The sequence below is a fragment of the Pseudomonas sp. NFACC02 genome, from assembly GCF_900110765.1.
Lineage (GTDB): Bacteria > Pseudomonadota > Gammaproteobacteria > Pseudomonadales > Pseudomonadaceae > Aquipseudomonas.
This window is the reverse complement of sequence record NZ_FOEO01000011.1, coordinates 23,018-38,665: the sequence shown is the minus strand read 5'-3', so window position 1 is coordinate 38,665 and position 15,648 is coordinate 23,018. Positions and strand designations below refer to the sequence as shown.

At 59.5% G+C, this 15,648-nt stretch carries 14 protein-coding genes; 6 read left to right on the top strand and 8 right to left on the bottom strand.

Going from position 1 to position 15,648, the window contains the following annotated elements:
- Positions 1-6: 6 nt before the first annotated feature.
- From BMY73_RS12005 to acs, 5 genes are all read right to left on the bottom strand, one after another.
- Positions 7-1,119, bottom strand: coding sequence for a succinylglutamate desuccinylase/aspartoacylase family protein (locus tag BMY73_RS12005; protein ID WP_092407277.1), 1,113 nt, complete (start codon positions 1,117-1,119; stop codon positions 7-9).
- Between the two features lies 1 nt (position 1,120).
- Positions 1,121-1,819: an ABC transporter permease gene (locus BMY73_RS12000; protein WP_092407275.1), complete on the bottom strand. Its 699-nt coding sequence runs from the start codon at positions 1,817-1,819 to the stop codon at positions 1,121-1,123.
- On the bottom strand, positions 1,816-2,505 hold the full coding sequence (locus BMY73_RS11995) for an ABC transporter permease (RefSeq protein ID WP_092407273.1): 690 nt from the start codon (positions 2,503-2,505) through the stop codon (positions 1,816-1,818). Before BMY73_RS11995 ends, BMY73_RS12000 begins: the two co-directional genes overlap by 4 nt.
- Positions 2,506-2,595: 90 nt before the next feature.
- Positions 2,596-3,372: an ABC transporter substrate-binding protein gene (locus BMY73_RS11990; RefSeq protein WP_062389332.1), complete on the bottom strand. Its 777-nt coding sequence runs from the start codon at positions 3,370-3,372 to the stop codon at positions 2,596-2,598.
- 600 nt (positions 3,373-3,972) lie between these two features.
- Positions 3,973-5,928: an acetate--CoA ligase gene (gene acs, locus BMY73_RS11985; RefSeq protein ID WP_092407271.1), complete on the bottom strand. Its 1,956-nt coding sequence runs from the start codon at positions 5,926-5,928 to the stop codon at positions 3,973-3,975.
- 450 nt (positions 5,929-6,378) lie between these two features.
- Here acs and BMY73_RS11980 point away from each other — a divergent pair, with 450 nt between their 5' ends.
- Positions 6,379-6,645, top strand: coding sequence for a DUF2790 domain-containing protein (locus BMY73_RS11980; RefSeq protein ID WP_062389323.1), 267 nt, complete (start codon positions 6,379-6,381; stop codon positions 6,643-6,645).
- Positions 6,646-6,716: 71 nt separating this feature from the next.
- Here the strand turns inward: BMY73_RS11980 and BMY73_RS11975 are convergent, their stop codons facing one another.
- Positions 6,717-8,270, bottom strand: a complete 1,554-nt coding sequence (locus tag BMY73_RS11975; RefSeq protein WP_092407269.1) for a sigma-54-dependent transcriptional regulator — start codon at positions 8,268-8,270, stop codon at positions 6,717-6,719.
- 283 nt (positions 8,271-8,553) lie between these two features.
- Between BMY73_RS11975 and phhA the strand changes: the two genes are divergently transcribed.
- From phhA to BMY73_RS11950, 5 genes are all read left to right on the top strand, one after another.
- The gene (phhA, locus tag BMY73_RS11970; protein WP_092407267.1) at positions 8,554-9,342 is read left to right on the top strand and encodes a phenylalanine 4-monooxygenase; all 789 of its coding nucleotides are present in this window, start codon (positions 8,554-8,556) and stop codon (positions 9,340-9,342) included.
- Positions 9,343-9,356: 14 nt separating this feature from the next.
- The gene (locus BMY73_RS11965) at positions 9,357-9,713 is read left to right on the top strand and encodes a 4a-hydroxytetrahydrobiopterin dehydratase (protein WP_092407265.1); all 357 of its coding nucleotides are present in this window, start codon (positions 9,357-9,359) and stop codon (positions 9,711-9,713) included.
- The gene (locus BMY73_RS11960) at positions 9,714-10,910 is read left to right on the top strand and encodes an amino acid aminotransferase (protein WP_092407263.1); all 1,197 of its coding nucleotides are present in this window, start codon (positions 9,714-9,716) and stop codon (positions 10,908-10,910) included.
- Between the two features lie 716 nt (positions 10,911-11,626).
- Positions 11,627-11,806, top strand: coding sequence for a hypothetical protein (locus BMY73_RS11955; protein ID WP_092407261.1), 180 nt, complete (start codon positions 11,627-11,629; stop codon positions 11,804-11,806).
- 190 nt (positions 11,807-11,996) lie between these two features.
- A complete protein-coding gene (locus BMY73_RS11950; protein ID WP_092407369.1) occupies positions 11,997-13,211 on the top strand; it encodes an MFS transporter in 1,215 nt (404 codons plus the stop codon).
- Positions 13,212-13,259: 48 nt separating this feature from the next.
- Here the strand turns inward: BMY73_RS11950 and arfB are convergent, their stop codons facing one another.
- Complete coding sequence (gene arfB / locus BMY73_RS11945; RefSeq protein ID WP_062389304.1) at positions 13,260-13,673, bottom strand: alternative ribosome rescue aminoacyl-tRNA hydrolase ArfB; 414 nt, start codon at positions 13,671-13,673, stop codon at positions 13,260-13,262.
- A 143-nt stretch (positions 13,674-13,816) separates the two neighbouring features.
- A complete protein-coding gene (locus BMY73_RS11940; protein ID WP_092407259.1) occupies positions 13,817-15,241 on the bottom strand; it encodes an amino acid permease in 1,425 nt (474 codons plus the stop codon).
- Positions 15,242-15,648: the final 407 nt, after the last annotated feature.

Here is a 15,648-nt window from a genome sequence, read left to right as displayed (position 1 = left end):
AAGTAATCAGTCACTGAGCAGGCGGCCGGTGCGCAGCGGTGTACGCCCCGCCACTTTGGCCATCCAGTAGCCCGGCTGGGCATAACGCAGTTTTTCGATGGCGAACAACACGCCTGCCGTCCCCGCGCACACGGTGGTCGCACGATCGTTCAAGGGGTCGATGACTTCGAACAGCGGCTCGCCGGGCTCGACCCAGGCACCGGCCGGGCGCAGGAATGTCAGGACGCCCGCGTGCGGCGCATAGATCATTTCGGTGCCTTCGAACGGCATGCCTTCGCAGGCTTCAAATGCCGGTTGCGGCCACTCGCCGCTGATCAGGCCGTGCTCGGCGAGGAATGCCAGGATGCCTTCTGCGTACGCTTCGGCGTCGGCCTTGCCGGTGTTGGTCTGGCCGCCCAGTTCCAGGGTGGTGGACATGCAGGCCAGCGGAATCCGGGCCTCGGGAAACTGCTTGGCCAGACGCAGCCATGGCAGCGAACAGGCTTCGTCGAACGAGCTGCCACCGGAATCTTCCGCCAGCAGCCCGACAGTCACGCCCAGGTACGCCGACAGCGAGCGCCATTGTGGCCAGTGCTGTGGCAAGGCATACATGTGCAGAGACGCGTCGGTGTCGCAGTGCAGGTCCAGCACGATGTCCGCCGTGCAGGCATGGCTCAGCAATACGCGTTGCATGCCGGCCAGTTCGCTGCCCGCAGGCGGGAGTTGCTCGAGCACGTCGACCATTGCCTGACGAATCAGCTGCACGTTGGCGTGCGCATCGTCGCCCAGCTTGCCTGTCAGCCGCTCGGCGACCGGCTCGCTCAATTCCGTGAAGTCGCGGTTGAAATTCTTGCCGCTGCCATACTCGAATCGCCCTTGGTGGTTGCCTTGCAGCAACTGCCCCAAACCAATCGGGTTGGCAACGGGCACCAGTTCAATGACACCGTTGAGCAGGCCCTGCTCTTCCAGGGCCGTCAGGCGCTTTTTCAGCTCCCAGGCCGTGCGCATGCCGGGCAATTCGTCGGCATGCAGGCTGGCCTGAATGTAAGCCTTCCGGCCGCCCTCGCCAAAGCGAAACACGCTCAGCGTGCGTTCCGTGCCCAGGGTGCTCCAGGGCAGGCGGTGATCGATGCGTTGCATATCAGTGCTTCCTCGGTGCGAGGTAACTGAGCCAGCGGCGCTCGGCCAGCTTGAACAGTTTCACCAGAATGAAAGTCAGGCACAGGTAAAACACGCCGGCGGTAATGTAGGCCTCGAACGGCAGATAAAACTGGGCATTGACGGTGCGCGCCGCGCCGGTGATGTCGATCAGCGTGACGATGGAGGCCAGACTCGTGGTCTGCAGCATCATGATCACTTCGTTGCTGTATTGCGGCAACGCCCGGCGCAGGGCCGACGGCAGTAGAATGCGGCGGTACATTTTGGCCTTCGACATGCCCATCGCCCTCGCGGCTTCGATCTCGCCTGGCGGTGTGGACTTGAGGCTGCCGGCGATGATTTCGGCGGTGTAGGCGCTGGTGTTGATGGCGAACGCCAGGCACGCGCAGAAGGTCGCGCTCGACAGCCACGGCCACAGGAAGCTCTCGCGCACCGCTTCGAATTGCGCCAGACCGTAATAGATCAGGAACAACTGCACCAGCATCGGCGTGCCACGAATCACGTAGGTGTAGCTCCAGGCCAGCAGGTTGACCCAGGCCACTCTGGACACGCGCATCAGGCCCAGCGGCAACGCCGCCAGCAGGCCGAAAAACAGGGAGAGCGCGAGCAGTTTGAGGGTGATCAACAGACCGCCGAAGTACAGCGGCAGGTTATCCCAGACGACGTTGTAATCGAAAATCATAGGTCTGCCACCCTTACGCCGGCCGAGTAGCGTTTTTCGATGTAGCGCAGTACCAGCAGCGAAACACTGGTGATCACCAGGTACATGGCCGCGACTGCGAGGAAGAACGTGAAGGGTTCGCGGGTAGCATCAGCCGCCTGCTTGGCCTTGAACATCATGTCTTGCAGACCGACCACGGAAATCAGCGCGGTGGCCTTGGTCAGTACCAGCCAGTTGTTGGTGAATCCCGGGATTGCCAGACGGACCATCTGCGGTACCAGGATGCGGAAAAACACCCGCGAGCTGCTCATGCCATAGGCCATGCCGGCTTCGGCCTGCCCTTTGGGAATCGCCATGAACGCGCCACGGAAGGTTTCTGACAGGTACGCACCGAAAATGAAACCCAGCGTGCCGATACCGGCCATCAGCGGGTTCAGATCGATGTAGTCGTCATGGCCCAGCAAGGGCGCTACACGGTTGAGCAGGTCCTGACCGCCGTAAAAAATCAGCAGGATCAGCACCAGGTCGGGAATGCCACGAATGACGGTGGAGTACAGATCGCCCAGCCAGGCCAGCCAGCGCAGCGGCGAAAGGCGCAGCGACACGCCGATCAGGCCGAGCACGATCGCCAGGGCCATGGAGCACAGCGCGAGCTGCAGGGTCAGCCATGCACCGTCGAGGATGACGGCTCCGTAGCCTTTCAACATGTTGTTTGGCCCTCGAGCGCGGGATAGAAAAATGGCGCAATCAGAAGGGTCGAATACCCACTGCTTGCGCCATCGCGTGCTGGCTTCGACTTACTGGCCGTAGATATCGAAGTTGAAGTACTTGTCTTGAATGGCCTTGTATTTGCCGTTGGCGCGGATGGCCGCGATGGCCGCGTTGATCTTGTCCAGATCAGCCTTGTCGCCTTTGCGGACCGCGATGCCCACGCCGTCGCCGAAGTACTTGACGTCGGTGAACGCCGGACCGACAAAGGCGTACCCCTTGCCCGAATCAGTGTTCAGGAAGCCGTCTTGCAGCAGGGTGGCGTCAGCGAGAGTACCGTCCAGACGCCCGGCGCCGATGTCCAGGTAGATCTCGTTCTGCGAGCTGTAGGGCTTGATTTCCGCGCCCAGTGGAGCGAGGACTTCCTTGGCGAAACGCTCGTGGATCGAACCGCGCTGCACACCAATGTTCTTGCCCTTGAGTTCGGTCAGGCCGTCGCTGACGACAGTGCCTTGCTTCATGACCAGACGGGCCGGGGTGTTGTAGTACTTGTTGGAGAAGTCGACGGATTTCTTGCGGTCCTCGGTAATGGACATCGAGGACAGGATGGCGTCGATCTTGCGCACTTTCAGCGCAGGAATCAGACCGTCGAACTCTTGCTCGACCCAAACGCACTTGACCTTCATTTCTTCGCACAGCGCGTTGCCGATGTCGTAGTCGAAGCCCACGATGCTGCCGTCAGGCGCTTTCGAGGCGAATGGAGGGTACGCCGCTTCGATGCCGATTTTCAGTGGCTTTTCATCGGCAAACACTGGCTGTGCCAATACGGACAGCGCCAGCGCACCCAGCAGCATGAGCTTTTTCATTCTTGGAACTCCATCGGTATAACGCGACAAGTGGCAGTGAGCGAGACGCTCAATGTGCAGAAGGAATAACTGAAATTGCGACGCGAGGTGCCATCGAGTCTCAGGGCTCGACGAGCCTTCGGCGAGTGACCGGCATTTTAGCGACAGGTTGAAAGTCGATATTTCTTCAATGCGACAACTAGTTACAGAAGCACTGGAAATGCCGATCAGCCTGATTGACAGCCTAAAGCGTTTATGCAAGAGGCTCTTGTGGCAAACCCATCAACGAAGCAAATAACGCGCCCATTATTCGCAAAGCCTTCTAATCCGGCAAGTCTGGCGTAGAGGGAGAGGCCCACGGCCCGATGAAACGCTCCACCTCAGGGGACATTCGCCCCACCGTGGCGCGACCTGTTACGTCAACGGGGGCATTCAGTAACAACTCGATATATCCCGATGTCACCTGTGTGGGAGCGCGCTTGCCCGCGATGGCGGTGTGTCTGAGAACCCTGAGCTGACTGACATGCCGCCATCGCGGGCAAGCGCGCTCCTACAAGGATCGTGCACACAAAAACGCCCCGACCGACTTTCACCGGACGGGGCGTTTTCAACCGTTGAGCGTCAGGCGACGTTCATGGTCTTGTGGGTTTCGACCAGATGCGCAACCACACTCGGGTCGGCCAGCGTGGAGATATCGCCCAGTGCGTCGTACTCCCCCGTCGCAATCTTGCGCAGAATGCGGCGCATGATCTTCCCGGACCGGGTCTTCGGCAGGCCCGGCGCCCACTGAATGACATCAGGTGAGGCAATCGGGCCGATTTCCTTACGTACCCAGTTACGCAGCTCGATGCGCAGCGCTTCGTCCGGCACTTCACCGCCGTTCAGGGTGACGTAGACATAGATGCCCTGCCCTTTCAGGTCATGCGGTACACCGACCACAGCGGCTTCGGCGACCTTCGGATGCGCCACCATCGCGCTCTCGATTTCGGCGGTTCCCATGCGGTGGCCGGACACGTTGAGCACGTCGTCCACACGACCGGTGATCCAGTAGTAGCCGTCTTCGTCGCGACGCGCACCGTCACCGGTGAAGTACATGCCACGGAAGGTCTTGAAGTACGTGTCGACGAAGCGGTCGTGATCGCCGTACAGGCTGCGAGACTGGCCCGGCCACGAATCGAGAATCACCAGATTGCCTTCGGCCGCGCCCTCGATCAGGTGGCCAAGGTTATCCACAAGGGCAGGAATCACGCCGAAGAACGGACGCGTCGCCGAGCCCGGCTTGAGCGCGGTGGCGCCTGGCAGCGGACTGATCAGGATGCCGCCGGTTTCGGTTTGCCACCAGGTGTCGACGATCGGGCATTTCTGCTTGCCGACCGTGTTGTAGTACCAGTTCCAGGCTTCCGGATTGATCGGCTCGCCCACCGACCCTAACAGCCGCAGGCTCGAACCGTCCGCGCCTTCAACGGCCTTTGCGCCCTCGGCCATCATCGCGCGAATGGCGGTGGGCGCGGTGTAGAGGATGTTGACTTTATGCTTGTCGATGATCTTCGACATGCGGGTGATGTCCGGGTAGTTCGGCACGCCCTCGAACAGCATCGTGGTCGCACCGTTGGCCAGCGGTCCGTAGACGATGTAGCTGTGGCCGGTGACCCAGCCCACGTCGGCGGTGCACCAGTAGACTTCACCCGGCTTGTAGTCGAACACCCGTTCATGGGTCAGCGCGGCGTACAGCAGATAACCGGCGGTGGTGTGCAACACGCCTTTCGGTTTCCCGGTGGACCCCGAGGTATAGAGGATGAACAGGGATTCTTCAGCGCCCATTTCTTTCGGTGCGCAAGTGGCCGATGCCACTTCCAGCAGGGTGTGGTACCAGATGTCACGATGACGGTTCCACTCGATGTCGCCACCGGTGCGCTTGCACACGATGACCTTCTGCACGCTGCTGGTTTCCGGGTTGGTCAACGCACGGTCGACGTTGGCCTTGAGCGCAGTACGTTTGCCGCCGCGCAGACCTTCGTCAGCGGTGATCACCACTTTCGATTTGCAGTCGATGATGCGGCCGGCCAGGGCCTCAGGTGAGAAGCCGCCGAACACGACCGAGTGAATCGCACCGATGCGGGCACATGCCAGCATGGCGACCACGGCTTCGGGGATCATCGGCATGTAGATCGTGACGACATCGCCACGGTGGACATCCTGACCGCGCAACGCGTTGGCGAACTTGCACACTTCTTCATGCAGTTCGCGGTAGGTGATATTGCGGCTTTCGGAAGGATCGTCGCCCTCCCAGATGATTGCGAGCTGATCGCCTCGTTCGGCCAGATGGCGATCCAGGCAGTTGTAGGAAACGTTCAAGGTGCCATCGGCGAACCACTTGATGTCAACGCGGTGATCGTCGAAGGAGGTCTGTTTGACGGTGGTGAAAGGCTTGATCCAATCCAGGCGCTTGGCCTGCTCACGCCAGAAGCCATCCGGGTTGACCACCGACTGCTGGTACATGGCCTTGTAGGTCGCCTCGTCAGTCAGCGTGTTTGCTGCCACTTCAGGGCGAACGGGGTACAGGGAAGCCGCACTCATCTTTCTTACCTCGGTGGAAATGTTGTTTTTGTATGAACCCGTTGTATCCGCCGAAGGCCCTGAAAGCCATTCGACGATGGTCTTACCGGACCTCAGCATAACCCCGAAAAGCGCTCAAGTACCCTGTTTGCGGCAAATCTTCATGTATCAGCTACGACCAAAGAACTAGTCAACGGCCAGCGCTCCACGCCAATTCAACGATTGTTGCCAGTTTGCTCAATAGTCTTTATCAGAATGGTTTCTATATGAATTCAAAACAGGCGCATAGAATTCATCTCGCCAACACGGCAAATGATTGACAACTAACAGCCCCCCACACTGGCCTGTCGATCAACACACCCATCACGTAAACAACTGGCTTCACGCAGAGCCCCACAAGGGTTCTGTGCACCCTGCCGAATGGAATTCCTGTCTGGCAGGGTTGATGAAGCGATCAAGAGGAAACCTGTAATGAAAGCTGCACTGGTTGTAATGGCTCTTTGTGGTTTCAGCGCTGCGGCAATGGCGCAGGACGGACCGAGTGAAAGTTCCAGCCAAGCACAACCCGTCGAGCAATACACCTACTCGACTCATCTGGACATTGCCAAAGTTATCTCCGTAGACGAAGTGCCGAGCGTCTGCAGCGTCGTACCGCAGCACATGACGTACGAAGACTCTCAAGGCAAGCGCCATGTGCTGGAATACCTGGTCATGGGCAACGGGTGCAGCAACGGATAATAAATCCTCTGTTATATGAACGCCCTGACGAATGTATTCGCCGGGGCGTAGTTAATATTGCAAAAGCGCACTTAATGTTTATCTACACCGTAGTGCTTCAACTTGTTGGCGATGGTGGTATGAGAAACACCCAGTCGTTTACCCAATAACCGACTGCTCGGGTACGCTGGATGGAGTTGTTCAAGTACGGCTTTCTCAAAGCGCCCGATAATATCTTCCAGGTCGCCCTCCAGCGAAAAGTCTCCGAGCGGTTTCGGCGCGCCATAATCCGGCAGACGAATGTGCTCGGCCTTGACCACCCCGCCGTCGCACAACGAGACCGCCTGAAACAGCACGTTTTCCAGCTGACGGACGTTGCCCGGCCAGTGGTATTGACCGAGGCGGGCAATCGCGGCCGGGGCGATCGTCGGCAGCGGACATCCGATCTGCCGGCTCGCCTGATCGAGGAAATGCTGCACCAACGGCTCAAGCCCATCGAGGCATTCACGCAACGGCGGGATGTGCAACGACAGCACGTTGAGTCGGTGGTAAAGGTCCTGCCGGAACTCGCCGCGCGCGCACAACTGCGACAGGTCCACCTGAGTCGCGCAGATCACCCGCACGTCCAGATAGACCTCTTCGTCGCTGCCGACCCGGCGAAAGCAGCCCTCTTGCAGATAACGCAACAGTTTCGCCTGCAAGCGCGCACTCATTTCCGCGACGCCATCGAGGAACAATGTTCCACCCGACGTGAGCTCCAGCAGGCCGAGTTTGCCCTCGGCCCGTGCGCCTTCGAAGGCACCCGGCCCGTAACCGAACAGCTCGGTTTCTGCCATCGACTCGGAAAGGCCCGCGCAGTTGAGCGCCATCATGGGCGACTGCCCACGCGGGCTGGCCAAATGACAGGCGCGCGCCAGCAACTCTTTACCTGTCCCCGTTTCGCCCTCTATCAAGAGAGGCGCGTCCAGCGGCGCCATGCGGCGCGCCTCGCGCACCACCGCAGCCATGATTTTCGAGCATTGGAAGATGCTGTCGAAACCGCGCAACTCCTGCTTGCGCACGTTATAGATGTGCTCACCCACGCGGTCCGCACGGTGCAGGGTGAGCACCGCGCCAGCCATGGCTTCGCTGTCTTCATGCTCGGACTGAAGCGGCGCGATGTCGGCGAGAAAGACGCCGCCCTTCACTTTCACCCGCAGGCCATTGATGCGCGAACGATTGGTGCGCACCAGTTGTGGGAGATCAAAATCTTCGGCATAGCGGGCGAGCGGAATCCCCGGCACCTCATCCACACGCACGCCCAGGAGCTGCGCCGCCGCGCGATTCGCCGCCACGATCGACCCTGACATGTCGATGGACAACACGGGAAACTCCAACCCTCCGAGCAGCGCGTTCAGTTCCATATGCCGACGCTCGCTCGGCATCAGTCCTACGCGCTTGACGCCAAATACACCCGGAATGGTTTCGAACTTCGGCACCAGCGCCTGGAACTGAAGATTGATCAGATTCGGGCAGCGCAGATAAATCGCATCGCCGTGTTCACCGCCGACCTCGCCGCCAGAGACGTTGACGCCGTAGGAAACCAGCAATTCGAGAATATCGCGCAGGATTCCGACGCGGTTCTGGCAGTGCACTTTGATGCGCATGGGCAGTCGACTCTCTGAGCGGGCGACACTTTGTGGGGTAAGGCGAAGTTTATCGTCAAGAATACGTTACGGCGCAAGCCGTTCATGAGCTGAAAGACTGCAGATTTCAGACGTTAACGACGCAGCTGTCAGGATTTCTTTACAAGAGTGAGCCATTTTCTGACCTCGTGACGGGTTACGGCCCGCCGTAAACGGCATGAAAAACGTTATCTATAGCGACAGGCACTCCGCCTCGCTCCAGGTAACAAGCTCCAGACAAGAACAAGCCATACAGGAGAGCAGCATGAGCACGCAGTACGTCGCCCGAGAACCGGATGCCGTCGGGTTTATCGACTACCCCGAGGCCGAGCATGCGGTGTGGAACACGCTGATCACCCGCCAATTGAAAGTGATCGAAGGCCGCGCCTGTCAGGAATACCTGGACGGCATCGAGCAGTTGAACCTGCCTCACGAGCGGATTCCTCAGCTGGGCGAAATCAATCGCGTGCTGAACGGCACCACCGGCTGGCAGGTTGCCAGGGTGCCCGCGCTGATCCCCTTCCAGACGTTCTTCGAACTGCTGGCCAGCAAGCGATTTCCCGTGGCCACGTTCATTCGCACCGAAGAAGAACTGGATTACCTGCAAGAACCCGACATCTTTCATGAAGTCTTCGGACACTGCCCGCTGCTGACCAACCCCTGGTTTGCTGAATTTACCCACACCTACGGCAAGCTCGGGCTGGCAGCCAGCAAAGAGCAGCGCGTGTACCTTGCCCGCCTTTACTGGATGACCATCGAGTTTGGTCTGGTGGAAACCGCGCAAGGGCGCAAGATCTATGGCGGAGGGATTCTCTCCTCGCCGAAGGAGACCGTGTACAGCTTGTCCGGTACGCCTGCGCATCAGGCCTTCGACCCGATCGAAGCAATGCGCACACCGTACCGCATCGATATTCTGCAGCCGCTCTACTTCGTGCTGCCAGGGCTCAAGCGTCTGTTCGATCTCGCCCACGAGGACATCATGGGCATGGTCCAGACTGCCATGCAGCTGGGGCTGCATGCCCCTCGCTTCCCCCCTAAACCGAAAGCCGCCTGAACAGGACATCGTTTATGACATCCCTTAACCAAGCCCACTGCGAAGCCTGCCGCGCCGACGCCCCTCAGGTCAGCGAAGCCGAACTACCCGAGCTTCTGCGCCAGATCCCTGACTGGAACATCGAAGTCCGTGACGGCGTGATGCAACTGGAGAAGGTCTTTCTGTTCAAGAATTTCAAATTTGCGCTGGCGTTTACCAACGCGGTCGGCGAAATTGCCGAAGCCGAAGGTCATCACCCCGGTCTTCTGACCGAGTGGGGCAAAGTGACCGTGACCTGGTGGAGCCATTCCATCAAAGGGCTGCACCGCAACGACTTCATCATGGCCGCCCGCACCGACGAGGTGGCCAAAGGCGCCGAGGGCCGTAAGTAAATGCATTTTTCACAGATTCAGCGTGTACCGGACGATCCGATCCTGGGCTTGATCCAGGCCTATGCCAACGACCCGAACCCGAACAAGTTCGACCTGGGCGTGGGCGTGTACAAGGACGCGCAAGGCCTGACCACCATCCCACGCGCGGTCAAGCTGGCCGAACAGCGTCTGGTGGATTCGCAACCGACCAAAACGTACATCGGCGGCCACGGCGAACCGCGGTTCGGCACGTTGATCTGTGAACTGGTGATGGGCGCCGACTCGCCGCTGATCAAGGACAAACGCGTCGGCGCGACTCAGACGCCGGGCGGCACCGGCGCATTGCGCCTGTCTGCGGACTTCATCGCCAACTGCCTTCCGGGCAAAAGCATCTGGCTCAGCGACCCGACCTGGCCGATTCACGAAACGATCTACGCCGCAGCTGGCCTGAAGGTCAATCACTACCCGTACGTGGGCAGCGATAACAAACTCAATGTTCCGGCCATGCTGGAAACACTGAACACCGTGCCCGAAGGCGACGTCGTGCTGCTGCACGCCTGCTGCCATAACCCGACCGGTTTCGACCTCGGCCACGATGACTGGCGCGAAGTGTTGAAGATCGTCAAGCGCCGTAACCTGCTGCCTCTGATTGATTTCGCCTACCAGGGTTTCGGTGATGGCTTGCAGGAAGACGCCTGGGCCGTGCGCCTGTTCGCCGCTGAATTGCCTGAATTGCTGATCACCAGCTCCTGCTCGAAGAACTTCGGTCTGTACCGTGAACGCACTGGTGCGTTGCTGGTGTGTGCCGACAGCGCCGAAAAACTGATGGATGTACGCAGCCAATTGTCGGCCACCGCGCGCAACCTGTGGTCCAACCCGCCGGACCACGGCGCCGCCGTCGTCGCTGAGATCCTGGGCGATCCAGAACTCAAAGCCTTGTGGGCCGACGAAGTCGAAGAAATGCGCAGCCGCATCGCGCAACTGCGCCAGGGCCTCGTCGAAGCACTGACTCCGCTGGGCCTGGGCGAACGCTTCGCCCACATCGGCGTACAACGTGGCATGTTCTCTTACACCGGCATGAACGACGAGCAAGTCGCCCGCCTGCGTAAGGAACACAGCGTGTACATGGTCGCCGCTGGCCGGGCGAACGTTGCAGGGATAGACGCTACGCGGCTGGATGCACTGGCAGCGGCGTTTGCTGCCGTCTGCAAGGACTGATCATTGACTCCATGCAGAAGCGCGCCGATTTGCGGATTGGCGCGTTCCCTGTAGGAGACGTCCGAGGATACGAGGGTACGGGCCGCCATTCGGACGAATGCGGTGTGTCAGTCACTGCTGATGTTGCTGACCCGCCGCATTCGCCAGCAAGCCGGCTCCCACAGGTCTGAGGTCTGGACGCAGGTCCGTGTCTCACCCGGACGCTGTGGGAGACGTCCGAGGTTACGAGGGCAGCGAAAGCGGTGTGTCAGTCACTGTGGATGTTGCTGAACCACTGCATTCGCGAGCAAGCTCACTCCCACAGGCCTGAGGTCTGGAGGCAGGTTCCAGCGTCAATCCGTGAGGGGGTTCTGTCCGTTTGGTGGTAGCAACCATTCGCCACTACATGACCAACGGCCAGCATTAAAAGTCTGTTTGTCATGTGGTGTGCTGTATCCTCCCTGAGCGTTTTTTGGACGCGCTGTTCAAACCAGCAGCAACAAAACTTGTGAGGAGCGACGCTATGCATGAAATCCCAAACTTCCCCTTCCCAAGCCAAAACCAGCAAAGCGCAGCAGCCCGTCAGGAACTTGGTCAGCCGATCGAGATGAAAACCAGCGGGAAAAGTGGTGACAGCAAGAAAGCCCAAAGCCGACGCTAAAGGCTAATTTCAGCCCCTATGCAAGAGCGTCTTCGAGGCGTACTTCCATAAGGGCTGATTGCTTTGAGATGACCCAATGACCAAATTCACTGAAACACAGGCCCAGGCCTTGATCGGCACAGCCGAGAAGATGATTGAAATCTGGGCACGTCTGAGCCCGGAAAAACAGAGCGTATTGCTGGCCCGCTTCGGCACTCAGGAAAACGCGCTCGCAGCCCTGGTCACGACACAGCTCGTGGCACCCGCCGCCGAATAATCATAAGAGCCGGTCTCGGCCCCCCGCGTCAGGTTTCAACCTTCTGCTGCCCTGAACGATGCCCTCATCTGCTGTCAGACAGCAGGCCTCGTTAAATCAGGTGTGGCACCGCTTGGCTTTCGAGCGTCTACGCTTCACTCTGTTTCTGCCCTCGTTGTACCTCCCTGTCGTAATCGTGGATTTGTTGCCCATGCCAGACGCTTCAAGCGCCGCTACACCCCGTCCTATGGCCGTCACGCTTCAGGTCGTTTCCATTGTTCTGTTCACGTTCATCGGTTACCTGAACATCGGCATTCCGCTGGCCGTACTGCCAGGTTATGTCCACACCGACCTCGGGTTCGGCGCCGTTGCTGCCGGTCTCGTGATCAGTGTTCAGTACCTCGCGACGCTGCTCAGCCGCCCGTATGCCGGGCGCATCATCGACACGCGCGGCCCGAAAAAGGCCGTCATCATTGGTTTGTTCGGCTGCGGGTTGAGCGGCGTGTTCATGCTGCTGGCCGGATGGCTCGATGCCTGGCCATTGGCGAGCCTGATCAGCCTGTTCATCGGTCGGCTGGTGCTGGGTAGCGCCGAGAGCCTGGTGGGTTCGGGTTCGATCGGCTGGGGGATTGGCCGCGTGGGCGCCGCCAACACCGCCAAGGTGATTTCCTGGAACGGCATTGCCAGCTACGGCGCATTGGCCATCGGCGCGCCGCTGGGCGTGTTGCTGGTCAATGCCATGGGCCTGTGGAGCATGGGCGTGAGCATCATGCTCCTGGCGGCCCTGGGGATTTCGCTGGCGTGGAAAAAGACACCCGCGCCGATCGTACACGGCGAGCGCATGCCGTTTCTGCATGTGCTCGGTCTGGTGCTGCCGCATGGCACGGGCCTGGCGCTGGGGTCGATCGGCTTCGGCACCATCGCGACGTTCATCACGCTGTATTACGCGAGCCACACCTGGCCGAATGCGGTGCTGTGCCTGAGCCTGTTTGGCGCCTGCTTCATCGGCGCGCGACTGCTGTTCGGCAACATGATCAACCGCATCGGCGGTTTCCGCGTGGCGATTGCCTGTCTGTCGGTTGAGGCGCTGGGTTTACTGCTGTTGTGGCTGGCACCCAATCCCGATCTGGCGCTGGCAGGCGCTGCGCTGACCGGCTTTGGCTTCTCGCTGGTGTTTCCAGCACTGGGTGTCGAGGCGGTGAATCTGGTGCCCGCCGCCAGCCGGGGCGCGGCAGTGGGCGCGTACTCGCTGTTCATCGACTTGTCGCTCGGGATTACCGGTCCGGTGGCGGGCGCCGTGGCCGCCGGTTTCGGTTTCTCGTCGATCTTTCTGTTTGCGGCACTGGCTTCGCTGGGCGGGCTGGCGCTGAGCGTTTACCTGTATAGGCAGGGCAAGGTGATACGAGACAAAGCGGCGCCGGTCTGACGGATACAGGGCTTCCACGCCTTCAGCAGTGAGAGCCCTGTCGTGCCCTCAAAAATCCACTTTCCCCCGCCCCGCCTTGATCGACCCGCGTTTGGATTTGGACTCAAGCCTGCGAGTCTTTGACCCCAGCGTCGGTTTGGTGGGCCGACGCTTTTTCTCGACCTTCGCCGCGCTGACGATCAATTCGCTCAGCCGCTCCAGCGCGTCCGCGCGATTCTGTTCCTGGGTACGGTATTGCTGGGCCTTGATGATGATCACGCCGTCGCTGGTGATCCGACTGTCCCGCAGCGCCAGCAGCCGTTCCTTGTAAAACGGCGGCAAGGACGACGCCTGGATGTCGAACCGCAGGTGCACCGCACTGGACACCTTGTTGACGTTCTGACCGCCCGCGCCTTGCGCACGAATGGCCGTCAGCTCGACTTCGCTGTCCGGCAGATGCACGTTGTTGGAAATGATCAGCATGGGACATCGCAGCTCGTGAAGGGAATGAAAACCTTGCAGGAGCGCGCTTGCCCGCGATCGCAGGGTATCAGCCACCGAAGAGGTGATGGATAGATGGCAATCGCGGGCAAGCGCGCTCCTACATAAAGCCGCCGTTTCGGCGTTTATTTGATAATCGACGTACGCTGCGCCATCGACTCACCATCGGCATGGCGCTTGTTCTTGATCACGTAGAACACCCACATGACCACCAGCCACACCGGGATTGCATACACAGACACCTGAATGCCCGGAATCATCAGCATGATCCCCAGAATGAGCACGACAAACGCCAGGCACAGGTAGTTGCCAAACGGATACCAGAGGGCCTTGAACAACGGCTGCCGGTCCTTCCGGGCCAGGTGCTGGCGGAATTTCAGGTGCGAGTAACTGATCATCGCCCAGTTGATCACCAGGGTCGCAACCACCAGCGACATCAACAGTTCCAGCGCATTCTGCGGGATCAGGTAGTTGAGCAACACCGCAATCAATGTCACTGCCGCCGACACCAGAATCGCCCGCACCGGCACGCCACGACCGTCGACCCGCGCCAGCGACTGCGGCGCATCGCCCTGCTCGGCCATGCCGAACAGCATCCGCGCGTTGCAGTACGTACCACTGTTGTAGACCGACAGCGCGGCCGTCAGCACCACGAAGTTAAGAATATGGGCCGCTGTCGTGCTGCCCAGCATCGAGAACACATGCACGAACGGACTGCCGCTGTAGGCATCGCCGGATGCGTTCAGGTCAACCAGCAAGGCGTCCCATGGCGTCAACGACAGCAGGACCACCAACGACCCGATGTAGAAAATCAGGATGCGGTAGATCACCTGATTGATGGCTTTGGGGATCACGGTGCGCGGTTGATCGGCTTCGGCTGCGGTGAAGCCCAGCATTTCCAGACCGCCGAACGAGAACATGATGAACGCCAGGGCCATCACCAGACCGCTCACGCCATTGGGGAAAAACCCGCCATGGTCCCACAGGTTGCTGACGGACGCGTGTGGGCCGCCGCTGCCGCTGACCAGCATGTAACTGCCCAGCGCGATCATGCCCAGAATGGCCACGACCTTGATGATCGCGAACCAGAACTCTGCCTCGCCAAAGACTTTGACGTTGGCCAGGTTGATGACGTTGATCATCACGAAGAACACGGCGGCCGACGCCCAGGCCGGAATCTCCGGCCACCAGTACTGCACGTATTTGCCGACGGCCGTCAGCTCGGACATGCCCACCAGAATGTACAGCACCCAGCAGTTCCAGCCGGACAGAAAGCCTGCGAAACCGCCCCAATACTTGTGTGCAAAATGACTGAACGACCCGGCAACCGGCTCTTCGACAATCATCTCGCCCAACTGGCGCATGATCATGAAGGCGATGAAGCCGCACAGGGCATAACCGAGAATCATCGACGGGCCCGCCGATTTGAGAACGCCCGCCGATCCCAGGAACAATCCTGTGCCGATGGCGCCGCCCAAGGCGATCAGCTGGATGTGACGGTTTTTAAGACCACGTTTCAAGTCACCCGAATGGGACATGTGTTCACTCATTGGATAGTCACCTTCTTGTTCTTGTCTGTGACGGAATCGAACCCGACGCGCTCATGACGCGGCGGAATGAAACGGAGTGGGTAACCCCGAATGTTTGTGGCGTCCATACGCCGATGAATCACAGAAAAAACGCGGCGCATTGTACACCGGCAAGGTTGCAGTTGGCCGAGAAAAGCTGTGCGCTCGGTCAGGGTTATGCCCCGGCAAATACAAGGATCCCGGATAAAGGTCAGACTATTTTGCATTTGAACTGCGCGGAAAATTCATGAAAACCGACACAATTCCGTCGTAAAAATAATTCAGCGGAAACGCTTCAGTTGTGGCGTTGTTTTTCCTGCAACTTTTTGTTTTTCAGGCAGATTGCCAGTATTTCAAGCCTGAATTTTCTTTTGCAACAGTCAGACTAT